This window comes from Paenibacillus puerhi (assembly GCF_009846885.1).
Taxonomy (GTDB): domain Bacteria; phylum Bacillota; class Bacilli; order Paenibacillales; family NBRC-103111; genus Paenibacillus_G; species Paenibacillus_G puerhi.
The window spans coordinates 165,827-191,299 of the sequence record NZ_WUWM01000008.1 but is presented as its reverse complement, the minus strand read 5'-3'; the positions used below and the strand labels follow the sequence as shown (position 1 = coordinate 191,299).

Genomic DNA, 25,473 nt, shown 5'->3' with positions numbered 1-25,473 from the left:
TCCGGCTCCGGGAATCCCCTTGGCCGGCTCTCGCCTAATAGGCGTCGGGATGTATCCTCCGTCCCATATAGCCCTCTTCCCATCCATGATAATGCGTAATAGTTTCCTCCCCTTCCCTCCAGCAGAGCAGCACGGCTTTCTCATTTACCATCGCTGGAAAATCGATCAGCCCCGGGTTGATCATTTTCAAAAGTACGCCTTTTCGGCCGAAGTTTTGCATGAACAGCTCCACTTCGATCCTCATAAATTCAAGCTGGCTCTCAGCTTCAAAATACATCGTTCCCCGGTCCTCCATCAAGGCCGAGCTGCCTGCCAGTCTGGCTTTGCTTTTCTGCAAATCCGTATATTGCTTCTCAAAAAGCGCAGTCATGATCTGCAGCTGCTTGAGGTCCTCTTTTAACTCGGGAAGCATGGCGTTTGCTTCGTTTAAAGAAAAGATCCGGTAAGTCACAGCGCATCACTCCTTGCTCCAAGTGTACTAGATTGCGGCCCCGATTGCTACGATCTACGGTCAATTGGACGTGAAAGTATGCAATTTGCCTCGTTTTCCGTTCTAAGGCATGTTAAAATATCAGGTATTAGCTCGTATGATAGACAGATCAGCATGGGAGGCCGTGGAAATGTCAAGCAAACAAGCGGATACTTTCGTTATTTTTGAACACGCTTATACCGGTATGCCCTTGGGGGCAGCTCTGATATCCGCGGAAGGCAGCCTGTTGAAGGCCAATCCCGCTTTTTGCACGCTGCTCGGATACAGTCCCGAACAACGATTGGACCTGACGCTGCAGACCCTTATTCATCCCGATGACATCGATGCAAACGAGAGGCTCCGGCAACAGGCACTTGCCGGCGAAAGCCCGCAGGCTCCATTCGAGCAGCGTTACGCGGATAAGGACGGAAAGTGGGTCCGGGTATCCGTACAGATTCAAGTCATCAAGGAAGAATCCGCACAGACTCCTGCGTATTTTCTATATTTCGTTAGGGAGGCGTCCTCTCCCGCTACGGCAACGTCCAATGAAATGGACGCGAAAGGTATATCGGCTCTCCTTGCCGAGCACGCTCGCGATATTATTTATGCCTGTACGACGGAAGGCGTTTGCCAATATATTTCGCCCTCCGTCCGCAGCTTGCTTGGGTACGACCCCCAGGAGTTCGTCGGGAATACGAACTTTGCCTATTTCCATCCTGACGATCTGGCCGAGCTTCAGGCTAAAGAACATTCGGATGCGGATGTGCTGCGCTTTCGTTTTCTTCATAAGAACGGCCATTTTCTCTGGTTTGAGGGAAACTATGCGCTGGTTCGCAACGAGCAAGGAGAGCCGGATATCATCCTGGCCATCGTGCGGGATATTACGGAGCGTAAGCGAAATGAAGATATCTTATCGGAAGCGCAGCGGATCACTTCGCTCGGAAGCTGGGAATGGAATATAACGAACAAGCAGTTGATGTTGTCCGACCAGATGTACCGGATCTTCAATCTGGTTCCGGGCAGCTTCTCCATCCATGAGCCGCAGAAGCTCCTGTACCTGGTTCATCCCGATGATCGCGATCGCATGCGCGAATGTATTCAACGCATCCTTCAAGGCGAGACGCTCTCGTTCGAGATTCGGCATCTTCAGCCGGACGGTACGATTAAGTACCTTTACATTCAAGGATCGCTCGCGCACGATATCACCGGCAAGGATACCAAAATCGGAGGAACCGTACAAGATATCACGGAACGCAAGCGGATCGAGCTTCAGCTGATGGAAAGCGTAGAGCGCTATACGTCGCTAAAAAAATACAACCATGACGGAATCATCTCGCTTGACTTGAAAGGCAATATCATCAATGCCAATGGAGCCGCGGAGAAACTGATAGGACTTAAAGCCAGCCGTATGACGGGATCCAATGTCTCCTGCTTTTTCGGTCCGGATATTCTGCATCATCTGGAAAACGATCCGATACAAACGGAATTGTCGAGGCAGCTTGAGCATGTGGACGGACATGTGGCCGATGTCTTGCTGACGATTGCCCCTATCGTGATCCATGAGAAAACAGTAGGCTATTATATCATCGTAAAGGACATCACGGAGCAGCGGAAGCTATTGATCGCCAAAGAAGCGGCCGAAAGCACGAACCGTGCCAAGAGCGAGTTTTTGTCCATGATGAGCCACGAGATCCGTACGCCGATGAACGGCGTCATCGGGATGGCTGATTTGTTAACGCAAACGACTCTGCTAAACGAGGTGCAGAAGGAATACGTAGAGATTATTCGCAAAAGCGGCAACACGCTTTTGACGATCATTAACGATATATTGGATTTCTCCAAAATTGAATCCGGCAACACTTCCTTGCGTCAGGAAACGCTGGAGCTTTACGAGATCATCGAAGAAACCCTGGACCTGCTATCCCAAGCCGCGCATAAAAAGAAGCTTACCGTTTCCTATGCGGTCGATCCTGACGTTCCCGCTTCCCTGATCGGCGATACGGCGCGGCTCAAGCAGATCCTGATTAACTTGATAGGCAATTCGATTAAATTTACGCTGATCGGAGGCATCCAGCTGACCGTTCAGCTCAAGGAACGCCAGGAGGACAGAGTTCTGCTCCAGATGTCCGTGAAAGATACCGGCATCGGCATTCCCCAGAGCCAGGCAGAGCAGATCTTCGACCCGTTTTACCAGCTCGATCATTTCATGACAAGGAAATCGGAGGGCACGGGACTCGGACTCGCCATCACCAAGAAGCTCGTGGAGCTGATGGACGGACGCATCTGGGTGGAGCAGAAGGAGGAGCCGGGGACGACGATCACCTTTACCATCTGGCTTCAGGAAAATCGCAAGTCCCTTCTCCATGAGGAGGGATCTTGTCACAAAAAAACGGCCGGTTCCTCAAACTCCTTATCGCTGCTGGTGGCGGAGGATAATGAGATCAACCAGCTTGTGCTTAAAAAAATGCTCGAAGCGATGGGTCACCAAGTAAGCATCGCTCAGAACGGCTCTGAAGCGGTTGAGGCCGTCCAGCGGAACCATTATGACATCGTCTTCATGGATCTGCAGATGCCCCAGATGAGCGGTCTTGAGGCGGCCGAGAAGATCAAGCAGTTCCTGCCGCACGATAAATGTCCCTTCATCGTAGCTGTGACGGCCAATGCCCTTAACGGAGAGCGCGAAAGATGCATTGCGGCCGGGATGGATGATTATATTGCTAAACCGACGAAGCTTGAAACGGTTTCCGCCATCATTCAGAAATTTTCCAAGCAGACCCAGACGCTTTACCATCCCTAAGCAAGCATCATGTGTCATGCGCAAGAACCGTCGGAATTTACGGACGGTTCTTCGTTGTCAGCGAAAATTGACTTTCACTGGTATTTTTTTCATAAATGGAACCAATTTTCAATGCGAACTACTAGAAAAGTGTGGTTTAATAAGATATAACGATTAGAAATCTGAAGCAAAGGAGAGTCATAACGATGAGAATAGGTTCTTTTCTATTGCCTAAGAACGAGGTCGCTTTTATCACATCCTCTGCTTCTATGCGGGAAGCCATGGAGCAGCTGGAGCTTCACCACTACTCTGCCATCCCCATCATCGACAGTGAAGGTAAATATATAGGAACCTTGTCTGAAGGCGACCTGCTGTGGAAATTAAAAAATACGCCCGAGCTGAGCTTCGACAATATGGATCAGGTGCCGGTGGTCGATATCAAAAAAAGGATCTATAACGAATGCGTATCGATCCATGCCCATATGGAGGATATGCTGGCGCTTGCAGCCGATCAGAACTTCGTTCCCGTCGTAGATGACGACCGCGTGTTTCTAGGCATCATACGGCGCAAGGATATTATTGAGTATTACACAAGAAATATAACCGATTGATGCCATGACCAAGCCGGGCTTCAAGGATTGTCACAAGAAAGAGCCCCCGCTATGCAGGAGCTCTTTCTTCATGTCCGAGATATGCTTATTGAATAGGCCCGTGCAGTCTAAGGCGGATCGCGGAAATGACCTTTTTTTGTTCCTCGATCGTTCGCCGGTATAGATCCAATTGCTGTAAATACTGCACGTACTCTTCCTCCGCTTTTTGCAGCACTTGCTCGGCGGTAAGCAATTTGAGCCTTAGCTCTTCTTTAGCTGCTGAGTCGTTCATAGGCTTCCCTCCATTTAAACCATACGAACGCGTCCTGCTTCATCCACAATAAATTTTTCCCTGCGAACCCGCTTCTCCTCCTTGTAAAGCTCAACCGTCCGGTTCGGACTTTGCGAGTCGTCGATTACGACCTTCCAGCCGCCCGCCTTGAATAAAGCGAGTACTTCGTCCAGCTCCATCGATTTGTAGCCGTAGAGCCCGCTCAGGCCCGCCCATCTTTTTAACAATACGTTGGTAGAATGCTGCAGTTTATCCGAGGTATCCACGATTGATTTCTTTTTCTGAGTCACGATAAGTTAGCCCCCATCCGATTATGTACATCCTTGTAAACCTGGTCCGGTCGGTCGATCCTCTACTGTCTTTTCATTTTCCGGATCTCCCATTCCTTCTTCAGCGCCATTTCGACGGAAGCCGCAAGCAGATCGAATTTTTCGGCCATCGTATAATTCAACACATCTCCGCAATGGGAACAGCGGCGCAATTGCAATTCAGTGGGCTTTAGGCATGCTGGACACTTGATCATGGGGAACAGACCACCTTTTCCATACGTAGGTTCCTTCTGCTATTATAGCGCCTATCCTCCGATTCCGAAAGACTTGTCAGGCAAATGATCTGCAGCGCCTCGTATGGGAGCAGTCCCCCAATTCCCTCTATATTAAGACAAATAAAAGCCCTCCCGTCAAATCCGGCAGCCCTTGCAGCGGCTAGAACCTGCCGGACTTGAAAATCGAATAGACGAGCCATAGTACCAGTATGGCCGCTATCCCCAGACCGATCTCGATAACAGGAAACCTCCACAGCATCGACTCCTGATGACCCATGGATGATCCGATAATCAGCCCGACCATAATAATGCTGAGGGATAGCAGTACGATACTGAACGACATCTTATTGGTGATCCGATCCATTTTATTCAATAAAGCGCTGAGCTCCGGTGCCGTAACCTCGATCCTGAGCTTGCCCTTCCGCACGAAGGTGGTCAAGTTCTTCAGGCTGAGCGGGATTTCCGTCACCAAGTCCATGTAGTCCGGGATCTCCTCCAGCCATTTTTTACCCAGCTTGCCAACGTCGAACTGATCTCTGAACAAGCGTCGGCCATAAGGCTCGGCCACGTCGAAAACGCTGAACGACGGATCCAGAGCGGTCACGACTCCCTCCATCGTCAGAAGCGTCTTGCCAAGCATCGTCATCTCCGCCGGCATTCGGATGCGATGCCGGAACGCCACGCTGAATAAATCATTGACCGCTTCGCCCATCCGAATCTGGCTGAACGGCACCTTATAGTATTTGTCCCTCAGCTCGTCCACATCAGCTCTTAGAGCCGCCTCCTCCACATCCTCGGGGACGATTCCCATCTTGGTGATGGCTCGCAATACTCCCTTGGAGCTTTGGTTGCGCAGCGCAATGACCAGAGCGGCGAAGTGCTTCTTCATCTCCGGGGAAAGCCGGCCGACCATCCCAAAATCGATCAACCCGAGACTCCCGTCCGGCAAAACCAGCACGTTGCCCGGATGCGGATCGCCATGGAAGAAGCCCTCTACGAGGATCTGATGAAAGATAGCGGAGGCCAGCCTCTCGGCGATCAAGGTCCTGTCGATTCCCGCTTGATCCAGGAGCATGGGCTCGGACAAGCGGATGCCGGTCATAAACTCCATGGTTAACACTTTTCGGGAACAGTACTCCCAGTATATGTCCGGAACCTGGACGTGCTTCATCCGCTCGCATTGGCCGGCAAATTTTTCGCCATTGCGCGCCTCTGCCGTGTAGTCCAGTTCGGCCCTAAGCGACTTGGTCAGCTCCTCGACAATTTCACGCAGCCGGTAATGCTTCGCCCACGCCATCCGGCTTTCGGCCAGACGAGACAGCTCCGCAAGAATATCGAGGTCCGCCTCGATGATAGCCGTAATCTTGGGCCGCTGCACCTTCACGGCGACGACGGTGCCATCGGGCAATCTGGCCCGATGCACTTGACCGATCGAAGCTGAAGCGACCGGGAGCGGCTCGAACTCAAGAAACAACTCGCCGATTGTATCCCCCAGCTCTTCTTCCACGATATGGACAGCTTCCTCATAGGTAAAGGGCGGCACCTTATCCTGCAGCTGCTCCAGCTCCGCGATCAGGTCGGCCGGAATCAGATCGGGCCGCGTGCTCGCGATTTGCCCCAGCTTGACGAAGGTCGGGCCCAGTTCCTCCAGAATGAGGCGGACGCGTTCGCCGACCGTTTTTTTATGGATATCCTTCTGGGCCCCTCCACGGAAGAAAGTCATCGTTTCGGAGAAGCCCAATTCATGCACGACAAAGCCAAAGCCGTTGCGCACGAGCGCAGCGGCGATTTTCTGATATCGCTGAAGATGGCGGATTCTTCTCCTGACTAGCATCGTCGTTCCTCCTCCGCTCCGCTGTCTTCAGTTAGTTGAGATCGCTTCGGCCCTCCAGCAGCTGCTCTAATTTCTCAATGCGCTTCTCGAGCAGAGCTACCTCCTCTTTCGTCGCCCATTTTTTCTCGCCGATTACAGCCTTTACACGCTCACTGATAACCGTCTCCATTTTACTCCTGGCCTCTTCGCCCTTTCGGACGAGCTCATCCACCATCTCCGAGGATTCCTTCCGGCTAACCTCGCCTTTTTTAACCAATTCCTCTACCGCTTTCTCGATCTGTTCCTTGCTTTCCGCCGCCAGCCCGAAGCCCAGCGATATAGCCCGATTGAATAAATCCCTCATCCTTTTCACGGCTCCTTTTCAATATAGAAGTTAACATCCAGACTATGCCTTTACTTATATTACCACCTTAGCCTATCGTGAATACTTGAATTGTGAAAATAATCCGACATTTCTAACAGCTGCCTTGTGAGAAACCCTTCTTTTATTTCATAAGGCAAGTAAGGTATGATGGTAGACATCCCGCATCAAGGAGTGAATGAACGTGTCTTCTCTGTCTCGCACCAGGTCAGCCCTCTATCTGGCCTTTCTTATCCTCGTATGGGGAATCAACTGGCCTCTAACCAAGTATGCCCTTAGTTATACGCCTCCCCTGCTGTTTGCAGGCTTGCGGACCTGCATTGGGGGGTTGATCCTCCTGCTGCTTGCCTTGCCCGGCTACCGAAAGCTTCGTCTTCGTGCCACCTGGCCGATTTATTTGATATCTTCCCTGCTGAACATCATCTTGTATTACGGTTTGCAAACGATCGGTTTGAACTACCTGCCCGCAGGGCTTTTCTCTTCTATAGTGTTCCTACAGCCCGTCCTGATCGGCATTTTCTCCTGGCTTTGGCTAGGAGAATCCATGTCCGCACGGAAGCTGACGGGGTTAATCCTCGGCTTCGTGGGTGTCGGAACGATAAGCGCAGGCGGATTCGCCGGTCATATCTCGCTCACGGGAATACTGCTCGCTCTCGGGAGCGCAGGGAGCTGGGCCTTAGGCACGGTATATATGAAAAAATGTTCCGATAAGGTCGATATGGTGTGGGTCGTTGCCCTGCAAATCTTTCTTGGCGGCTTGATGCTTATGGCCTCAGGCTTCATATGGGAACGCTGGTCGGATATCCGGTGGGAGCCTTCGTTTGTTTATAATTTATTGTTTATATCCGTATTCGTCATAGCTGCCGGCTGGATCGTATACTTCAAGCTTGTCGGATCAGGTGAAGCGAGTAAGGTCGGGGCCTATACCTTCCTGATCCCGCTCGTTGCCATTAGCTGCAGTGTCGCCTTTCTGGGCGAGAAGATCACCTTGAATCTGGTGGCAGGGCTTGTCCTAATTATCGCAAGCATCGTACTGGTCAACGCCAGGTCAAGGCCTGCGCAGACGGAAGACGGGCCGGCTCGCGGCTAGTTATCCCGAGCTCCTCAGGGCCTAAGCAGGTATAAAGCGATATCGGTTTCGTCCATCCTTATACCAAAAGGAGGTGAACCGATCATGGCAAAAGATGTTCTCTGTGAAGTAAACTCCTGTAAATACTGGGCGGCAGGAAATAAATGCAGCGCTTCCTCGATTTACGTAGTCAGTCACCATGGCAGCAACGCACGGAATTCCGAAGAAACCGACTGCAAAACGTTTGAGCCGCGCGTGTAAGACAGCATCGAAGATGGGAAAAGGGCCGTAAGGGCCCCTTTTTCCCCATTCGGCCATCGGTTGTTCGACGGCTACTCGATACGGAACTCTGCGTAGGCGCTGAAGCGGAGCGGAGTCCCGACTCCTTCTACTTCTTTGCCGACACGGTATAAGCCGGGCGCCAGCTCCTTGAAGTTGATCGTCTGCTCCCATTGTCCGCCGGGCGGCATCCGGTGGCCTATGGACACGATAGCTACGGTGAGGCCTGTCCCGACCCGAACCCAGTCCCCTCCTTCCTGACGCTCGAAGCGATAGTCCTCGCCGAAGAACAGAGACGTTGGCCCCCGATTAGTCAAGGTCACCTTCATGGTCCCGCTCCTCTCGTAGACAGACTGGTCCAGCTTTAGCTCCGCCTCAGCCTCCTGAAGCGGCACCTCGAGGCGGGACAGCAAGGTGTCCTCTACTTTCCCTTGATACATAACCTCCGCAGTCAGCCAGTAATACGTGTCAGCCTTGTCCGGCAGTTTGACCTGATAAGAGGAAATGCGCTCATTTGCGACGACCGAACCGACTTTCTCGTCGACCGTCCGCAAGTAACGGCCGTCCGGGTCCCGTTCGGTCAGCTTGTAACGGATGGAGCGCTTGGCCCATGCTTTCGCTTGCTCAGGCTTGATTGCCTCAATCTGGATAGAGACCTCCTCTCCAGGCATCTTGGAACCCGCGGCAATCGCCGTTGCGATCCCTTGTCCGTTAAACCAAACCCCCGAAGGAGGCTCAAATTCCCCGGTCTGATGGGGACGCGTATCCGGCCCGGTCTCGGCAGGGACGAGGCGGCCCATCGAAGCCGGGGCCTGATATCCTGCTTCCGGCGGGACGGCATGCGTCCCTTCGCAGCCGGAAGCGAGCAGCAGGACCGCTGCCAGAGCCATGTGCTTTCTACCTATACTATACTTAGTCACCGTCATCTCATCCCCTCCTGCAGCCCTATATCTTATTAACTGCCGGAGTCGGAAATATGTTTCATCAATCGGTATATTTTTCCGGTCGCCTTTCTATGGAGCGAGGAGCGCGCATGTTTCAAGCCTGCTAGCGCTTGCGGTAGGAGCGGCCTCGCCGGCCCACGGCTCGACGACGTGCGGGCTTCTTAGACGGGATCAGAAACCTAAGATTGATTTCTCCGCTCCCCGCCGCATTGGCGCCTTCCTTTATCCGAAACGCCTCGCGCTTGAGCAGCCTCTTGACCTGGTCGGGTGAAAGGGTCGGCTTTCTTTGCAGCAGCTGGGCCGCGGCGCCTGCGGCAAGAGGCGCCGACATGCTCGTGCCCGACAGAGTAAAGTAAGCTTTGCCCACTCGCAGATGAGGATATTGCTTATCCAGTGCCGAGCCGGGCGCACGAAGCGAGGTGATCGTTTCGCCGGGAGCCGCGAGATCAGGCTTCTTTGCCCCGGAGCCAGTAGGCCCGCGGCTCGAATACCAGGCGATCACATCATCCTTCTGGGTTACGGTTCGCCGATCATCGGCAGCCCCTATCGTTAACGCCGACGGAGTAATACCCGGCGACTCGATGGTTTTCTTTCGAGGCCCGCTGTTACCGGCAGCAACCGATACGACGAGGCCCGCCTTGACCGCGTTCTCTACGCTTAGGCACAGCGGATCGTCCTGCCAGCGGCTAGAAGCGCGCCCGCCCAAGGATAAAGTAAGGATGCGCAGTCCAAGACGCTTCCGGTTCCGGACGCACCACTCGATGCCCTTGATAATCGTGGAGTCATTCCCTGTACCTGTCTTGCCCAATACCTTAACAGCGACAATCCCGACCTCCGGAGCCGGACCTCTGTATGTTCCTCTGCTCGCCTGTCCGTTGCCCGCCGCATCACCGGCAACATGGGTCCCGTGACCGTTATCGTCATAGGGCCGTTTCTTGTTGCGGACGAAATCCTTGAAGGCAACGATGCGATTGACAGGGCGCGTCAGATCCGGATGCGGGAATACGCCTGTGTCGAGAATCGCGATGCGAATTCCCTTCCCTGTCAGACCCAGCCTGCTGCGTACCGCTGCCGCCCCGATAGCAGGGGTCGCTACGGATAAAGACGTTTTTTTGACCCCGTCCAGGTATACCCTCCGCACTTCGCGGCAGCCGCATATCCGACGGAGACAAGCGCGGGAGACGCGGGCTGACACAGCCTGGAGCAGATGAAGCCGGTGCCTGACGGCGATCTTGTGGGGGAATACGTACTCGTGCAGCGCGCGAAGTCTCTTCTTCTCGATACGCCGATGAAACCGGATAATGACGGGAACCCGTTTCCTGGCGTGGAACGACGGATGCCCGAGCCGCTTTTTCAAGGAAGCGTTCAGCTTCCGGACTGAAGATGGATGGCCAGCCTGCACATTCATAGGGGGACGCTCACCTCTTTCTTGTGCAGTATATGCACCATGCCAGGAAAGTTGAAGAGAGGCTATCAGCTAGCGGTTCAGATGCCGGATGATAGATGCCTTTTTATAGTTTGATAGGCTAGAGATGTTTCAAAGCTCGACTGAACCGCATGTAATATCCTATCCTTCGAGCAAAGGTGGTGACAAAATGCCGATTATCCCCAAAAGAGCTTCTTTAGTCCGCAAACCTAAAGCGGCTGCCAGAAGCAGAAGAAGAGTTAGACAAGTATTCGATCGCTTTCACGTCGTAGTCACGAACAGCGCGGGCATCCCCCGCGACACGACAGGCTGGACAGCCGTCATGACGAGAACGGGAGGAACGACGCAAACGGCCAACTTCGACGAATTTGGCGTGGCCCGATTCACCAACCTCGTCGCTCCGACAAACTTCTCCTATACCCTGAGAGTTCGCAATGCCGACGGCGATCTGGTATCCGGCACTCCCAAGTCCGTACCTGCCGACCTAGAGGTAGTTGTTGTACGGATCGTGTAAGGAAGGCTCGTTAGCCGGTTGAAAAAAGGTGTCCCCCATCTTCTTGGTGGACACCTTTTTCGCTTGGAGCTCTAGTAATAGTCATTCAATCCATCATCAATATTTCCCGCAGCTCCTGCTCGGACAAGGCGGACATGGCCTCCTGCCCCGGTCGGATCACTTCGTCGATCAAATTTTTCTTCCGCTGCTGAAGCTCATACATCTTCTCCTCGACGGTCCCCCGTGTTACCAGCCGGATGACCTGTACGACCTTGCTCTGACCCATGCGGTGCGCACGGTCGGCCGCTTGCTGCTCGACCGCAGGATTCCACCAGAGATCGTAGAGGACGACCGTATCCGCTCCGGTCAGATTCAAGCCCGTCCCCCCCGCCTTCAAGGAAATCAGGAACACATCGCGCTCCCCTGCATTGAACCGGCTGCACAGCTCTACGCGGTCGGAAGCCGGTGTGGAACCGTCCAAATAAAAAAACGGTATCCCCTGAACGCCCAGCTCCCGCCTTATCAGACCCAGCATCTCCGTGAACTGGGAAAAAAGGAGCATTCGCTTTCCGGCACGCCGGCACTCCTCCATGATGACCAGGAGCTGCTCGAACTTGGCGGAGCTTCCTCGATACCCTTCAACGAACAAGGCCGGATGGCAGCACAGCTGCCGAAGCCGGGTCAGACCGGCCAGGATCTTGATGCGGCTTTTCTGGAAGCCGTCCTTGTTCAGATCCTTTATCGCCTCTTTTTGAAGCCGGGCCAAATAGGCCTTGTACAGCTTCTTCTGCTCCGGGAGCAGCTCAGCAGCTTGCACCGACTCGATTTTCTCCGGAAGCTCCTTCAGGACATCGGTTTTCAGCCGCCGCAGGACAAAGGGACGAACACGTCGGGCGACCGTCTCCCGCGGCAGCTCGTGGAAAGCCCTCTTGCTCGGGAATAAAGCTGGGAACACCGCATCAAAGATCGACCACAGCTCGTCCAGGCCATTCTCGACGGGTGTCCCGGTGAGCGCAAAGCGATACTGGGCCTTTATAGCCTTGACCGCCTGAGCTGTCTGTGTGGCATCATTCTTAAAGAACTGCGCCTCGTCTAAAATCAAGGTATGGTACGCTCGCTCCGCATACTGGCTCACATCCCTGCGCAATAGCGGGTAAGACGTGATGATCACATCGGCCTGAACGGTTCCAGCCAGAAATGCGCTTCGTTCATCCGGGCTGCCGTCGGCAACGACGGCCCTGATCTCCGGGGCGAACCGCGTCAGCTCGCTGAGCCAGTTGTAGACGAGCGAGGCCGGCGATACGACGATCGCCGGAGCTCCCTGCCGCCGGATATCCGGCAGCTCGGAGACGAGGAATGCGATGCTCTGCAGCGTCTTTCCCAGGCCCATATCGTCCGCCAGAATTCCGCCGAACCGGTAATGCGCCAGCGTCTTCATCCATTGGTATCCGTAGATCTGATAGTCGCGCAGCACACCGCTCAAGCTGTCAGGCACCGGGAAATCCAGATGATCCGGGTTCCGGATATGCTCCAGGAGCTTGCGTAATGTTTTGCCCAGACTAATCGCTTGTCCCGGCTCTCCGGCGTCGAGCAGCTGTAGGCCGCGGACGGCAGGCAGACGGAACGTGTCGCCGGTTATATCGTCCTTCCGGACTCCCATCTCGTTCATGAAGCGGACGATCTCCTGGAACTCCTCCGCTTCCAGCGGCATTAACGCTCCATTCGGAAGGCGGTAATAGCGGCGTTTCTCCTCAAGCGACAGCAGCAGCTCGCGGATCGCCGAGTCCGGTATTCCTTCCATATCGAATCGGCATTCCAGCCAGTCGATCCGATCGCCGATATTCACCCGGATGCGGGGAGGCGCCGGAGCGGGCAGAATCCTGACCTTCACCGCCGAGGTGGCGTATACCTGGACCAGCTTCTCCAGATGGGGCAGAACATGATACAAAAACTGATACTCCGCCTCTTCATCATCCAGCATATACCCGCTCTCCGTTTTCGAGAACGGCGCTTCCTCCATCAGCTCTAGAATCCGCCGCTCCCGCTCCCCGTCCCGCATCAGGATGCGGTCGGAGCCGCGCATGCCGCCGCTTCCTTCCAGCGGGTTGATCACAATATCCCCGTACTGAAACTCCAGACCTGCGAGCAGCCTATCCTTCACTCGGTCCAGGTAGAGCCTCGCCTTCAGCTCCGTCTGCAGCACCCGGTCGGAGATGGCCTGTGCGACCCGTACGCTGCCAAGCTTCATCAGGCCAGGAACAACCTTCTCCATGAAGCCCTCCATCTGCCCCGCAGGTATCGGAATCCTGTTATCCGGGGAGGACTGAAGGACCGACTTTAGCTCGGCCAGCCGTCTGCATCCCTCATCCGCCAGCCTCAGAAGCTTGCCCTCTGCGCATACGATTCCGTATGCTTCCATGACGGTCATCTTATCCAAGCCGCGAACGGTTAACCGATAGCCGTCTGCCTGTGCTCCCGGCTCCGCCTCGTCGAATTCGAAGGCAAGAGGAAGCGGGTCGCTGGAGGCCCGTATGCCTTCGGCTATTCGGCCTTCATGGTCCAGCTTAACCGACCTCGCCCGCTCCAGCAGGGGCAGCAAGGCCGCCCAGCAAGCCGGAGGGATCAGCAGCATCCGCTCGCCGCTCTTACCTCTGTCGAAGGAAGGATACAGGCTTATCGTTTCCCGGTAGAGCTGCTCGTTGCGCAGAACCCGGATCAATTCTTGTATAATGGAGTCGTCCTCCGCACCGAAGCTGTGCATGCGGGGATCATAGGTAAAATGTCTGGAGAGTGCATGAACTTCCTGCCGGCTGATCTTCTCCAGCAGCTCTCGGATTCGGGTAACGACATACAATCGCTTTGGAGGACCTAGCTTCAGCTCCAAACCGAACATATACGTGCCTTTACCGGTAGGAAACGGACTGAGGGTGAACTCCGCCTCCAGAACTGTCCGTATATCTATAAGCGCACGAAAGCTGCTGGGCAACGACGGCTTCCCTGCGAATACCTCGAGCACCGTCTGGGCCAGCTGCGGATCGGCCTGCGCGGTATGGATTCCTTGAAGCGAGCCACTGACTCCGGATGGTTCTGACGCCTTCCGGCTGTCTCCGGCGACCGGGGACAGTCTGTCATGGGATGAAGGGCGGTCCGGCAGCCTGTCTTTTTGCTCGATGTGTACGATGTGCAGCAGAACTGCTGCAACATGCTTGCAATAATCTTCGTAATTCGCAAATTCGGGACAGGAGCAGCCCGCATGCACATCCCCGTTGCGATCGATCTCGACGGATACTTGGTGATGATCATGGTCCCGCACAGCGGCCTCGTAGAGCGGCTCCTCCGAATCGCGTTCGCGGAGCGTCACCCGGCCTTGGCGAAAAAAAGCTTCTCCCCGCTGATAAGAGAGTTTGCCGCACAGCTGTTTAATCATTCGATCGGTCAATTGAAAGCTCATGATCCGGTCTCCTTCCCTTGTAAAAGCAGCAAAAAACGTCTTGCCGCAGCTGGCTTCATAGCGCCGCTGCCGGCAAGACGTTATGGGGACTGTCTATCCGTATGGGTCAAGTCAGGATACGGCTTTGCATGCTTTCTTGCAGTCCCCGCTCTTACAGGAATGGTAGATGCCAATAAAATCAAGCCGGTGATCCGTTACCTGAAAGCCGTACTCACGCTGAAGCCGCTGTTCAAGCTCAAGCAGCCAATCATCCTTGATTTCATTCAAAGCTCCGCATACATGACAGATCAAGTGGTGATGCATATGCTCATGATCCTCGCTGCGAAGGTCGAATCGGGATACCCCGTCGCCGAAATTCATCTTTTCGACGATATGAAGCTCAGCCAGAAGCTCCAGCGTCCGGTATACGGTAGCGAGCCCGATCTCGGGAAATCGTTCCTTGACCAGCATGAACACATCTTCAGCGCTCAAGTGATCCTTTTCATTCTCAAGCAGCACGCGCAGCGTGACCTCCCGCTGCGGAGTAAGCTTGTGCCCCTTCAGCATCAGCTGCTGCTTTAGCTTATCAATTTCGTCCACGATGCTCATCATCAAAGGACACCTCCACTTCTTTGCCCGAAAGCACGCTACCCGTTAAGATGCTTGTGTCAGCAGCCCTCGGTCAGCGCCTTGGTAGCGGGCAGCAGTATCTATGCTCATATGGTAAAAGCAGTCGGCTCCCTAGGAGACCACTGCTATATGCTAGGTACTATTCGCTCGTTTTCGGTACTAAACGACATAGGCGTTTCGATGTTTAATTATTTTACCATAATCTTATCCAATCTGTCATGCAGCTATTTTATTGTTTAGTATTAAAATGTTTAGTATTGACATTATTTCGAATTTTCATTACACTGTTCACATATTAGACAAACAAACCAACCGTCAGGAGATGATGAGCCTTATGGACAACATCAAGTCGGTGTTGAAGGGCATGCTATTCGGATTGTTTGGCTTCGCGACCCTGCCGGTCCTTCTTGTACAAAGCATCATTGAGATGTTTGGCTGACCTGCTTTTATCCTCCAAATTCCCCCAAGGGACGACACCTGTGTTCGTCCTTTTTCGTTTTTCTTCTTTTCGTCAGTCATATTCCGACAAGAGCTGTTTCAATCTGCCGCGAATAGTTTAATAGGAGTCAGAACTTGTTGAAGGGAGTCGAACTATGTACTACTGCCTCTGCTGCCAACGCCTGCATCCCGCTGACTATTCATCCGTTGAGACGATATACAGCTCGGGCTTTCGTTATATTGATCAGGTCCTGTATAACGCCGGCGTCTGCTCTCCGCTGACTGAGCTTCCGGCCGTCGATTGGATGGACGAACAAGAACAAATAGCTACCCGCAGCGCGTAACGGCCTCCATGAGCTGTCTGCGGAACCCTTATAGAACGAAGATGCGGCGCAAGCCCGCCTCCGAACAAGCCTGACTTCCCGTCAGGCTTGTTCGACGTTCACCCGCCTGTCCTTCTCCTTCCCCGAAGCATCTGAAGAACCCTCCACATTCGGGTTATATTCATCCTGGTATATTTTTCTTTATCCCGAAGCAGGATAGGAGAGAATTTGAATCTGGAGGACGATTATGGAAAATAAGCAGCAGCCGGACAACCTTACCTTAACGGACCGTCAAGGACACCCGATATCCGATAATCAGAACATCCGTACGATCGGCGATAGAGGTCCTTCGACCTTGGAGAACTAACATTACCTCGAGAAAATTTCTCACTTCGACCGCGAGCGTATTCCCGAACGCGTCGTACATGCACGCGGGGCCGGGGCGCACGGGTATTTCGAAGCCTACGGTACGGCCGGGCAAGAACCCGTATCCCGATACACCCGAGCCAAACTGTTCCAGGAGAAGGGGAAACGCACCCCCGTGTTCGTCCGCTTCTCTACGGTGGTGCACGGCGGCCATTCGCCTGAAACGTTTCGCGATCCGAGGGGCTTCGCTACCAAATTCTATACGGAGGAGGGCAACTGGGATCTGGTCGGCAATAACCTGAAAATTTTCTTCATCCGCGATCCGCTGAAATTTCCGGATATGGTGCATTCCTTCCGGCCCGATCCTGTCAATAATCTGCAAAATCCGGAGCGCATGTTCGATTTTCTTTCGCTCTCCCCCGAAGCGACGCATATGGTTACCTTTCTGTTCTCGCCATGGGGAATTCCGGCTAACTATCGCCAGATGCAGGGCTCGGGCGTCAACACGTACAAATGGGTGAATAGCGAGGGCGAGGCCGTGCTCGTGAAATATCACTGGGAGCCGAAGCAAGGCATCCGCAATCTGACCCAGTCGGAAGCCGACGAGATCCAGGCGAAGAATACGAGTCACGCTACCCAGGATCTGTACGAAGCCATCGAAAAAGGCGACTTTCCCGAGTGGGAGCTCTGCGTACAGATCCTAAGCGACGAAGAGCATCCCGAGCTGGACTTCGATCCGCTCGATCCGACCAAGCTGTGGGACCACGAGAAATTTCCGTTCCTGCCGGTCGGCCGAATGGTACTGAACAAAAATCCGGAAAACTATTTTGCCGAGGTCGAACAGGCTGCCTTCGGCACCGGCGTGCTGGTGGACGGTCTTGACTTCTCCGATGATAAGCTGCTGCAGGGGCGTACGTTCTCTTACTCGGATACGCAGCGTTACCGGGTCGGATCCAATTACCTGCAGCTGCCGATCAATGCGCCCAAGACGAGGGTAGCCACGAACCAGCGTGATGGTCAGATGACATTTTTCGTCGACCGCGCTCCCGAGCAAAGCCCTCATGTCGACTATGAGCCCGCTTCGCTTGGAGGCTTGGTCGAAGCCAGTCCCATCGGCAAAGAGCATGAGCCCCACTACAACGATCGTCTCGTACGCCAGAAGCTGGAGCGGACCAATGATTTCGGGCAGGCTGGCGATACGTACCGCAAATTCAGTCCAGAGGAGCAGGATGAGCTTGTCCGCAACCTGGTGGATGTCTTAAAAATATGCAAGCCCGATATTAGCGAGCGCATGATCGGGTACTTCTCCCAGGCCGATCCCGAATACGGACGACGCGTGGCCGAAGGCTTGGCCCAGGCTCTCGCGACTCAAGGCCCGACCGGTCATATCGGCTCAGCCGCCCTGCAGGAAGGGGCTGTCCGCGCGGAACAGTCCGGACAACAGAGCGACGGATACTAAGCAGACTCGGCATACCGCTTGACCTGCTTTTCCAGATAGTAAAAAGCTGACCGAACTCGAGGTTCGCGTCAGCTTTTTCGCCTATTTGCTCGGTCAAATCCAATTATTGCAGGTTGATTAATCGGTCCTGCTCCTTATAATTAAGTCCTTGAAAGGAGCTGATGATCTTGAGACAACGCAGCATGTTTGCAGTCCTCATCTCGATAGTTCTATTCCTGCTCAGCGGCTTGCCGGTCAGTCAAGCCCAGTCTCCCGCTACCCTCACGAAGGGCAGCGCGCATCCCGATGTGTGGGATCTGCAGTTCAGATTGCGGACGCTAGGCTACTATACACAGCTTTTGGATGGCAAATATGGCACGCAGACGGATACGGCTGTCAAGCAGTTTCAGTCCGATTACGGGCTCGCGAGTGACGGTATTGTCGGAGAGCAGACCTGGAGACAGCTGAAGCGCTTCTCGGTCAACCAAAAGGAATTGGATGTCCTGGCAAAAGTTATTTATGGAGAAGCCAGAGGCGAGCCCTTCATCGGTCAAGTCGCAGTCGGAGCGGTCGTCATGAACCGGCTGCAGTCGGATTCCTTCCCGAATACGATCTCGGATGTCGTGTTTCAGCCTGGAGCTTTCACAGCGGTGGATGATGGACAGTACGGGATGATCCCCGATCGCACCGCCTATCTGGCAGCTCTTGAAGCTGTTAAGGGCTGGGATCCTACCAAGGACGCCCTGTATTACTTTAATCCGGCTACCGCAACCAGCAAATGGATCTGGTCTCGCACCCCGACCATCACGATCGGCCGGCATATCTTTGCGATCTGATCGTCCGTTTTATAGATGAATAGCTAATACGTGTTGTAAATGTTCTCGCATTCTTCGCCTGTCGGCTGGTAGAAGCAATGTTTTTTGAACCGGGCCACCAGCGGCTGGTTATACCAAGTCGGAGGACAGTCGCCCTCCGGCCTGAAGTACCAGAGGCTGAACTGGGCGGGCCACAATCGTTCTCCGTTCACGGACCTTCTTGCCAGCCGCTTATCCCTGTCTCTGGACTTTTGGTAGAAATAGCCGTGCTGTACCGCTTCGAAGGCATGCGGCTGAAAGACCATCTGGTCGATCGTGCGGATTCCTTTGAAATCCGAGCAGTTCGCCCTGATCCGATTGATCCCGACATTGCCGACCATCAGCATGCCCTGCTCCCCTTCCCCTTCCGCTTCGGCGCGGAGCAGCCTGGCGAGCAGGTCAATATCCTGCTCTCTGGCTTTTACGACAGCCATCCGTCTCACCTCTCCTTGACATATCGCTTTATGACTAGTGTAGAGTATGCGGCTGCTGCCCGGTTGATTCCGCCGCTAATGTAGATTTAAGCAAAAATTCTCAGTCTTGCAAGGTTGCATGTGCTGGAACCCGTTAAAGGCTTCAGGCTAAAAAAAAAGGCTGACCGAACCGTCGGTTCGTGTCAGCCCATCACGATACGCCTGCTATCCGAGCAAGCTATCATCGCTGATTCTGCAAGTACGCAAGATCCTGCAGCAGCAGCTGAGCGAACGGCGCGGCAATTTTCCGCCCCGCTTGCGCCTTGATCTCCAGCCTCATCGCCTGCAGCAGAAGCGCCTGCAGCCATGAGCCCGCAGGAAGGCTGGCTGCCAGCCGGGCCTTGACAAGCAGACTGGCCGCGACCCCCTGGTTCGCGATGCGTCCGTCTGCCCGGCCCAGCTCGATAATATCATCGAGCTCGCTTAGCGCAACCCCCACCTCCAGCTGGAAGGAACGGCTGCTGACGTGACCCGCCTTGTCGCGGGCCGTCACGAGAAGAGAGTGCGGGCCGGGACTCAACGTGGCCGCTGGGATGACGGCTGGAGCCGTCAGAAGCGCGCCTCCGAGACGCAGCTCGAGCGAAGCCATGCCGCTTAGCGAGTCTTCTGCGGTTGCCGCGAGCTCGATGACTTCAGCTTGCCGGTAGGCCGTCCGCGCCAGCGAGCCCACTACAGGACCAGTCCGGTCGATCCTGACCTCGACCTCCTTCACTTCTTCCCGGTTGCCGGCATTGTCCTCGGCGAAGTAAGCGATACGGTGGACGCCCTCCGCGGCCACTCGGATCGGAGCTTCGTACACGCTCCAGCCCTGACCTTCGTTCACTTTGTAACGCAGAGCGCTCACTCCCGAGCCTGCGTCCTGCGCCGTCAGCGTGACGATCGCGTCAGAGGTATACCATCCCCCCGCGCTTTCCCCTACAATCGAGGCTTCCGAATGGGGAGGAAGCGTATCCCGCTCAGGAAGAGTGAACGGAGCGTCCGTAAGAAGGAAGCTATCGTACAAGCCGGGATTTTTGCTGTCGGCAATTCCCTTGGTCCAGCCTACATAGTTCTGACGGCCTTCCTGGAAATCGGCGTCTCCTACGACGACATTGAACCCGATCCACTGCCCTAGCGACAGCCGCGACTGAAGATCCTTGACGATGGAATTCCCCGGCAGTTGTACCTCATACACCGTTTCATGCGTCTGGTCATTGCGCTGGATATGAAAAGGAATCGCAGACGAAATATCTCCGGTCTGATTAGGCGGCGAGGCGGCAAATACATAACCGAGATGCTCGCCGAAGTCGTTCAGGGCAAGACCAAAGTCCACATCGTCCGAACGATAGCTGCCCCCTTTATCATTCAAAGGGTCTATGGCTACTTGAATCGAATCGTTTTTCCATATGCCGGAGGGCGGTTCGGAGGCCTTATGGATATCGTCCCTCACCTTGACCGCCAGATACAGATTCTGTTCATTCCATTTGAGATAAGCCGTCGCATCCAGATCTTCCTTATCGTACAATCCGGTCGCATTGCGTTCCGCGCCCCGCAGATGAATCGGGAAGGCATCCGCCCAATCGCTTAAGTCGCCATCGATGACAGGGGCCGTACCGGCCTTCTGAACAAGCAGGAAATCCAGAGAAGCCTCAGCATCGCTGAACATAAGCCTGGCATCCACCGTATCGATGACGGCCAGTTCGCATACATACTCCCGGTACGGACGATCCGTCCGGTCCGTCCAGCGAAACTTCACGTCGATCGTCTGTCCGGGCATAATCTCGAACGCATCTCCCCCCGGAAGCACTGGCTCAAGCAGCTCTCCGTCAGGCCCTTTGAGCAGAACCCGTCCGGACTTGGCGGCGCGCGACGTGCCGGTCAGCCTGACGGTTACCTCCTGCAGCTGCTGGACCGGAACGGTTACCGGCATGATTTTCGTGCCGATCGCATCGATCAGATTCATCCGGATCTGGATCAGATCGGATTGCTTTCCGTCCAGCTCCAGGATGACGGTCGCATGATAGATGCCCTTAACGGCATCGACCGGCGCTTTGACGGAGAAGGTATGAACCGCGCTGCCGCCTCCCGTGATCGGGATGGACACCACTTGCTCCCCCGTCTGCGCGCTCTCCCAGCCCTCGGGAACGATCAGTTTAAGAACCGCCGTCTTGGACGCGGATGTCCGGTTGGTCAAGGCGAGGCTGACCGAACGGTCGTCACCGGCTTCGATATCGCCGTACACCCGTTCGGCGGACATCGTCACTTCCGTCGAGATCACCGGCTCGGAGGCGACCATATGCCGGACGGCTCCGGCAAATTCCCGGGCCAGCAAGTTATATGCATAGCTGAGCGCTTCATCACCCTCTGACTTGGCCTGCTCGGCCAGTCGGCCATAGCGGTTCGCCCGCATCATGGCGGAGGTCGATACGGGCATCAGTCCATGCTCGCCGATCTTCCGCTCATAGGCATACCGCGCGGTCCCGCTGTCACTCGTTCCTTCAGAACCGAGTGCAGCCGCATAGTCCAGCGCCACGCCGGCGACTCCCAGCTCCTGCCTTGCCGCCGCCAAAGACATCGCGGCCCGTTCGGCATAGTCATAAAGCGCCTCCAGCGCCACATAGACGCGGATGCGATCCAGCGAGCCGCTGCCGGCACGATCGGCCGCCGAGCCCATCAAGGCGTACACATCCCGGATCGCCTGCTCGATGCCCGATGCCCGAGCTGACGGATCCGTACTTTGCAGCGCCTGCTCGATCAGGCCGTGAATCCGGCCCGCTTCGGCGATCTCCGCTGCGGCAGAGGCTCCGTCGACGCCCTCGGCTGCAGCCTGGAGCTTCGCTATGATATCCGGCAGCCGCGCTTCCAGCAGCGCCCGGGCCGACTCGTACAGCGTCTGGGGACGCAGTCCCGTCAAGTATACGGGCGATCCGCCAACCGTCAGCGTGTAAACGCCCCCTTCTGCCGTCAATGCGCTTTCCTGCCCATTGACGTCCGTCCTCGTCAGCACGGGTTCCGGTCCGTACGCCGCCAGGGTCACGGTCGATACCGGCGCTTGCTCCACGGGCTCGGTGCCGTAATTGACTTTTTTCCATAATGCGAGGACCGGGTCTCCTTTATTCAAGAACATATGAGCCTCGATGCTCGGATCACCGGTATCCAGTCTGCCTGCATATCGTCCCCGGTCCAGTGTCGTCATCAACGTGTTTAATGCCGCGTAAGCCAGCTTGGGACGGCCATTGCCGTCCGTCACCCCGAAGCTGGTATTGTAGAAATTATCATCGAAGCCTGCATTTTTCCACGTAAAATGATACAGCGCCGCCGTCCGGTCGGATATCATATCGATTAAATATCCGCGCACCGCATAATCCCGCTGCGCTTCCTGGGAGACGTTCGGATAACCAGAGAGCGCCGTCGGCCAGCCTGACTCCGTAATGTACAGATCCTTCCACCCGCCGAGCTCGTCGATCAGCTGCTGGACGCTGCCGGTTTGCTGCTGGATAAAGCCGTCGGGCATGACGCCGTACGTGTACCGATGATAAGAGAAAGCATCGGCATAAGAGTAAGAGCCCAGCTCGAGCTCCGCGGGCAGAACCCCGACCACCCCTGACGTATGATCGCCGGCCATCAGAACGGCGTCCAGATCGGCCTTCTTCATATTCCGATAGAAGGTTTTCTGAACCTGCACCAGCTCTTGCGGAATATAAGGCCGGAAGGCCAGCTCCGGCTCGTTGGGCATCTCCCACCGGCGAATGGAACCTTTATAGTGCCCGACCATGGCCCGGGTAAATGCGCCCAGCGCCTCCAGCGCTGCAGGCGTATCCGCCACTCCCGAGCTGTCGTATGCCCCGTTGGTCGCAATGCCCATGATCGGCGTAACGGCTATGCCGCGCGAGCCCATATTTGCCACGATCTCATCATAGGCCGAGAAATCGTACCTGCCGTTATTGCGGTCGACTGCCGCCCAGTCGAATTCTTGGCGCGCATGGCGGACGCCCATCGCCGAGACGCTGTCCAGCATGTCTGGATGCCAGGTCGGGTCGTAGCCTGTGTTGAAGCCGAACTTGGTTGCATGATCCAGGTCAAGCGGACCGGTAACGGCAGTCCGGCGAACTACCGCTACCCGCATGACTCTCGTTTTCTCCGGCGCCTGGATGCCGTCCACTTCCAGCTCCACACGGATATCGTACGTGCCGAGAGGCTGCGGTCCCGGTTCGAAGCGGATGGTCTCCGTCAACACTTCATTGGCCTGCAGCCGGATAGTCGTGCTACCCGACGCGACCTCGGAGCGGTCCCCATCGGCCCGGGACATCGTGTAGCTGACCTTGAAGCTCTGCGCCTTGGGACCGGAGCCCAGCGTCACATCCAGCCCCAGCGGGTCGCCGTACTCATAGATGCCGGCATAATCATCCGCCGGCTGAGCGTAGAACGTGAACGGAGGCGGCAGCGGGGAGATCTCCAGATCGTCGATCAGCAGCTCCATCCCGTTAACCGTATCGAATTGCAGGAAGCCTTTCCTTGGGGCATCCACAGCAAAGTCATCAAATTCGATCACCTGCTCGCCGTCGATTAGAAGTCGATGATGGATACCGGATGCCTCGATCTGGTACGTATGCCATTCATCGGGGGCTGACCGGTAGTAGTTGCCATTCGTATAGCCGCCCTGGGGCGTTCGCCGAAACATGATATATTTGGTATTGTGGGTCGACCATTCCATCGTATTGTATAGCTGAGTGTCGGAGGCCCGGTAACGCAGCCGCCACAAATTGTAAAGGGTGCTCGGGTTCGTGTTGCGGTTCACGTATTTCGCCCGGAATGTCACTTTGACATGGTCGAGGTTTTGATATAAGGAATGGACGAACTTGGCTGAAGCGGTATCCCCGTCCTTCGTATTGGCGAAGCGCAGCACCTTGTTTCCGTTCCCTTCCTCATATACGCCGACGTTGGTCTGATTGCCCCGTTTGGCCCAGTTGACCGGCATGCTTCCTACCGCGTCCTGCTGGAAATCCGTGAAATACCGGACAAACGGGCGAATCGCATACGTATGCTCGCCCGTCTCAGGCGATCTTCCAGCGGCCCCGTCCGAGCTTCGGGCTTCCAGGTAATAATGAACGGAATCATGCTGGTTCGTCCCGGGAATTTTGAAGCTGAAGCCGTTTCCCTCCTGGACCGCCTCCACGAATGCAAATGCCGCCTCCTCGCCATAGCGGTAATAGACGGCTGCCGACACCGTTGCTCCAGCTGTCAGACCGCTCACGGTGAATCCCCCCGCACCATCGGCATTATAGGGCACATTGGCGAGAGGAGTATGCCCGATCACAAGACGGGCAGGCGTCATGGGGACCTCGTATGCTCCGGTGCCGGGACTTATCGCAATCCCCCCGCTGCTGCCAACGGCCCGGATGTAATAACGCAAAGGCCCGGAAGCCGCGGCCGGTATAGTCGCCGTATAGAGGGAATTCCCCGTCCCTTGCATCGTCACAGCTTGATAAGCCGCATTTTGCCCGTATGCAAAATACACCTGGGCCGCCACCGGCGTCGTACCGTATACGGCTGACGGAACCGTACCCGGCTCGTAGATGGAGGCCGTCACTGTCACAGGCTCGCCCGCACGCACGTGACCCGGAGGAGTATGGACAATTTGCGGAACGCCTGCAGGCTCCTGAGGAGCGATGACGCGGATATCGTCTACGCGGATCGTCGCATTTTTGGCGGCAAAGCCGATCGTCCCTCTCGCATGCGAGCTGTCCGACGCTTCGGCAATCAGCACGTCACCGATCGAGAGCCTGAACCGATCGCCTTGTACGCTGACCGTATAATCATACCAGGCTTGCTCTTGAAACCCGCTTACTTTGCCGGATATCGGATAGGGGCCCGACAACCGGATATCGACGCCCCCGGCATATTTACCGAAATAGACGGTCTTGATGCCCGGCCTCAGCTCAAAGTAATAATAGTCAGGGGCGCCGCCTCCTGTCGTCTTGTAGCGGAACAGCGTCCGGACAAATTTCGGCTCTCCCGAAGCGGCCTCTTCTGCCTTCGCCCGGAACGTGTACGTATAGTCCGCATTGCTCGTCTCATACCCGGTCCAAGCCCCGGGCCTCGCTCGGACCGTCGGATATTGCCCGTTCGTGGAAGTCAGAGAGCCGACGGTCGAGCTGGACCCGGTATCGCTCTCCTTCGTCCAGGCGAACCCGTCCCACTGGTTGGATGCGCTTTCAAAATTCTCGTGGAACCGTATATTCTCTACTGGAGCCGGAGTCGCCGCCGCCGCAGGTACAGGCAGCAAAACGCCCAGCAAACAGGCAATCATCAACAAGCAGATTTTTTGCTGCCCCTTTCTTCGCAATGTCCGTCTGTACATGATATCCCTCCCTTTCCGGAGTGTACTCCATGTTCAAACCCGTCCCGGACCGTCTGCCCGGGCCCTTCCTTAGGCCACGAGCGCCGCCATCCGTTTGCTTCAGA

General features: G+C 55.4%; 19 protein-coding genes and 1 pseudogene. 8 read left to right on the top strand and 12 right to left on the bottom strand.

Annotated features, from left to right (window positions below):
* Positions 1-34: 34 nt before the first annotated feature.
* Positions 35-451, bottom strand: a complete 417-nt coding sequence (locus GSF01_RS09460; protein ID WP_159883224.1) for a DUF2203 domain-containing protein — start codon at positions 449-451, stop codon at positions 35-37.
* Between the two features lie 169 nt (positions 452-620).
* Here GSF01_RS09460 and GSF01_RS09455 point away from each other — a divergent pair, with 169 nt between their 5' ends.
* Both GSF01_RS09455 and GSF01_RS09450 read left to right on the top strand, forming a co-directional pair.
* Positions 621-3,266, top strand: coding sequence for a PAS domain S-box protein (locus GSF01_RS09455; protein ID WP_159883222.1), 2,646 nt, complete (start codon positions 621-623; stop codon positions 3,264-3,266).
* Positions 3,267-3,451: 185 nt separating this feature from the next.
* Positions 3,452-3,856 (top strand): CBS domain-containing protein, encoded by a 405-nt coding sequence (locus tag GSF01_RS09450; RefSeq protein WP_159883219.1) that lies wholly within the window; start codon positions 3,452-3,454, stop codon positions 3,854-3,856.
* Between the two features lie 85 nt (positions 3,857-3,941).
* On the opposite strand, the gene GSF01_RS09445 is transcribed toward GSF01_RS09450, so the two are convergent.
* From GSF01_RS09445 to GSF01_RS09425, 5 genes are all read right to left on the bottom strand, one after another.
* Positions 3,942-4,127 carry a hypothetical protein gene (locus GSF01_RS09445; RefSeq protein ID WP_159883216.1) on the bottom strand — a complete coding sequence of 62 codons (186 nt, stop codon included), beginning with the start codon at positions 4,125-4,127 and terminating at the stop codon, positions 3,942-3,944.
* A gap of 14 nt (positions 4,128-4,141) precedes the next feature.
* Positions 4,142-4,417 (bottom strand): hypothetical protein, encoded by a 276-nt coding sequence (locus GSF01_RS09440; protein WP_159883213.1) that lies wholly within the window; start codon positions 4,415-4,417, stop codon positions 4,142-4,144.
* Positions 4,418-4,479: 62 nt separating this feature from the next.
* A complete protein-coding gene (locus GSF01_RS09435) occupies positions 4,480-4,650 on the bottom strand; it encodes a hypothetical protein (protein ID WP_159883210.1) in 171 nt (56 codons plus the stop codon).
* 181 nt (positions 4,651-4,831) lie between these two features.
* The gene (locus tag GSF01_RS09430; RefSeq protein ID WP_159883207.1) at positions 4,832-6,505 is read right to left on the bottom strand and encodes an ABC1 kinase family protein; all 1,674 of its coding nucleotides are present in this window, start codon (positions 6,503-6,505) and stop codon (positions 4,832-4,834) included.
* Between the two features lie 31 nt (positions 6,506-6,536).
* Positions 6,537-6,848: a phasin family protein gene (locus tag GSF01_RS09425; RefSeq protein WP_159883204.1), complete on the bottom strand. Its 312-nt coding sequence runs from the start codon at positions 6,846-6,848 to the stop codon at positions 6,537-6,539.
* 202 nt (positions 6,849-7,050) lie between these two features.
* On the opposite strand from GSF01_RS09425, the gene GSF01_RS09420 reads away from it, so the two are divergent.
* Together GSF01_RS09420 and GSF01_RS09415 are read left to right on the top strand one after the other, a co-directional pair.
* Positions 7,051-7,956: a DMT family transporter gene (locus tag GSF01_RS09420; protein WP_159883201.1), complete on the top strand. Its 906-nt coding sequence runs from the start codon at positions 7,051-7,053 to the stop codon at positions 7,954-7,956.
* Between the two features lie 84 nt (positions 7,957-8,040).
* Positions 8,041-8,196 (top strand): DUF1540 domain-containing protein, encoded by a 156-nt coding sequence (locus GSF01_RS09415; protein WP_159883198.1) that lies wholly within the window; start codon positions 8,041-8,043, stop codon positions 8,194-8,196.
* A gap of 71 nt (positions 8,197-8,267) precedes the next feature.
* Here GSF01_RS09415 and GSF01_RS09410 read toward each other — a convergent pair whose 3' ends face one another.
* A complete protein-coding gene (locus GSF01_RS09410) occupies positions 8,268-9,140 on the bottom strand; it encodes an immunoglobulin-like domain-containing protein (RefSeq protein WP_159883195.1) in 873 nt (290 codons plus the stop codon).
* A gap of 121 nt (positions 9,141-9,261) precedes the next feature.
* Complete coding sequence (locus GSF01_RS09405; RefSeq protein WP_159883192.1) at positions 9,262-10,566, bottom strand: S8 family peptidase; 1,305 nt, start codon at positions 10,564-10,566, stop codon at positions 9,262-9,264.
* A 187-nt stretch (positions 10,567-10,753) separates the two neighbouring features.
* Here GSF01_RS09405 and GSF01_RS09400 point away from each other — a divergent pair, with 187 nt between their 5' ends.
* Entirely contained in the window at positions 10,754-11,098 is a 345-nt protein-coding gene (locus GSF01_RS09400) for a hypothetical protein (protein ID WP_159883189.1), read from the top strand.
* A gap of 85 nt (positions 11,099-11,183) precedes the next feature.
* On the opposite strand, the gene GSF01_RS09395 is transcribed toward GSF01_RS09400, so the two are convergent.
* Both GSF01_RS09395 and fur read right to left on the bottom strand, forming a co-directional pair.
* Positions 11,184-14,528 carry a DEAD/DEAH box helicase gene (locus tag GSF01_RS09395; protein ID WP_159883187.1) on the bottom strand — a complete coding sequence of 1,115 codons (3,345 nt, stop codon included), beginning with the start codon at positions 14,526-14,528 and terminating at the stop codon, positions 11,184-11,186.
* A 111-nt stretch (positions 14,529-14,639) separates the two neighbouring features.
* Positions 14,640-15,119 carry a ferric iron uptake transcriptional regulator gene (fur, locus tag GSF01_RS09390; RefSeq protein WP_201305346.1) on the bottom strand — a complete coding sequence of 160 codons (480 nt, stop codon included), beginning with the start codon at positions 15,117-15,119 and terminating at the stop codon, positions 14,640-14,642.
* 611 nt (positions 15,120-15,730) lie between these two features.
* Here fur and GSF01_RS09385 point away from each other — a divergent pair.
* The 3 genes and pseudogenes from GSF01_RS09385 (at position 15,731) to GSF01_RS09375 (ending at position 18,538) form a co-directional block, all read left to right on the top strand.
* Complete coding sequence (locus GSF01_RS09385) at positions 15,731-15,919, top strand: DUF3973 domain-containing protein (RefSeq protein WP_159883184.1); 189 nt, start codon at positions 15,731-15,733, stop codon at positions 15,917-15,919.
* Positions 15,920-16,145: 226 nt separating this feature from the next.
* Positions 16,146-17,723, top strand: a pseudogene (locus tag GSF01_RS09380) (catalase).
* Positions 17,724-17,884: 161 nt separating this feature from the next.
* Complete coding sequence (locus GSF01_RS09375) at positions 17,885-18,538, top strand: cell wall hydrolase (RefSeq protein ID WP_159883181.1); 654 nt, start codon at positions 17,885-17,887, stop codon at positions 18,536-18,538.
* A 23-nt stretch (positions 18,539-18,561) separates the two neighbouring features.
* Here GSF01_RS09375 and GSF01_RS09370 read toward each other — a convergent pair whose 3' ends face one another.
* Positions 18,562-18,990: a cell wall hydrolase gene (locus GSF01_RS09370; RefSeq protein WP_159883178.1), complete on the bottom strand. Its 429-nt coding sequence runs from the start codon at positions 18,988-18,990 to the stop codon at positions 18,562-18,564.
* 220 nt (positions 18,991-19,210) lie between these two features.
* Positions 19,211-25,369 carry an OmpL47-type beta-barrel domain-containing protein gene (locus GSF01_RS09365; protein WP_159883175.1) on the bottom strand — a complete coding sequence of 2,053 codons (6,159 nt, stop codon included), beginning with the start codon at positions 25,367-25,369 and terminating at the stop codon, positions 19,211-19,213.
* Positions 25,370-25,473: the final 104 nt, after the last annotated feature.

Coding starts and splice junctions, on each gene's coding strand:
- GSF01_RS09400 (WP_159883189.1), top strand. CDS start 10,754: ATGCCGATTATCCCCAAAAGAGCTTCTTTAGTCCGCAAACCTAAAGCG.
- GSF01_RS09385 (WP_159883184.1), top strand. CDS start 15,731: ATGTACTACTGCCTCTGCTGCCAACGCCTGCATCCCGCTGACTATTCA.
- GSF01_RS09365 (WP_159883175.1), bottom strand. CDS start 25,369: ATGTACAGACGGACATTGCGAAGAAAGGGGCAGCAAAAAATCTGCTTG.
- GSF01_RS09425 (WP_159883204.1), bottom strand. CDS start 6,848: ATGAGGGATTTATTCAATCGGGCTATATCGCTGGGCTTCGGGCTGGCG.
- GSF01_RS09430 (WP_159883207.1), bottom strand. CDS start 6,505: ATGCTAGTCAGGAGAAGAATCCGCCATCTTCAGCGATATCAGAAAATC.
- GSF01_RS09445 (WP_159883216.1), bottom strand. CDS start 4,127: ATGAACGACTCAGCAGCTAAAGAAGAGCTAAGGCTCAAATTGCTTACC.
- fur (WP_201305346.1), bottom strand. CDS start 15,119: ATGATGAGCATCGTGGACGAAATTGATAAGCTAAAGCAGCAGCTGATG.
- GSF01_RS09410 (WP_159883195.1), bottom strand. CDS start 9,140: ATGACGGTGACTAAGTATAGTATAGGTAGAAAGCACATGGCTCTGGCA.
- GSF01_RS09435 (WP_159883210.1), bottom strand. CDS start 4,650: ATGATCAAGTGTCCAGCATGCCTAAAGCCCACTGAATTGCAATTGCGC.
- GSF01_RS09395 (WP_159883187.1), bottom strand. CDS start 14,528: ATGAGCTTTCAATTGACCGATCGAATGATTAAACAGCTGTGCGGCAAA.
- GSF01_RS09415 (WP_159883198.1), top strand. CDS start 8,041: ATGGCAAAAGATGTTCTCTGTGAAGTAAACTCCTGTAAATACTGGGCG.
- GSF01_RS09455 (WP_159883222.1), top strand. CDS start 621: ATGTCAAGCAAACAAGCGGATACTTTCGTTATTTTTGAACACGCTTAT.
- GSF01_RS09450 (WP_159883219.1), top strand. CDS start 3,452: ATGAGAATAGGTTCTTTTCTATTGCCTAAGAACGAGGTCGCTTTTATC.
- GSF01_RS09370 (WP_159883178.1), bottom strand. CDS start 18,990: ATGGCTGTCGTAAAAGCCAGAGAGCAGGATATTGACCTGCTCGCCAGG.
- GSF01_RS09405 (WP_159883192.1), bottom strand. CDS start 10,566: ATGAATGTGCAGGCTGGCCATCCATCTTCAGTCCGGAAGCTGAACGCT.
- GSF01_RS09375 (WP_159883181.1), top strand. CDS start 17,885: ATGATCTTGAGACAACGCAGCATGTTTGCAGTCCTCATCTCGATAGTT.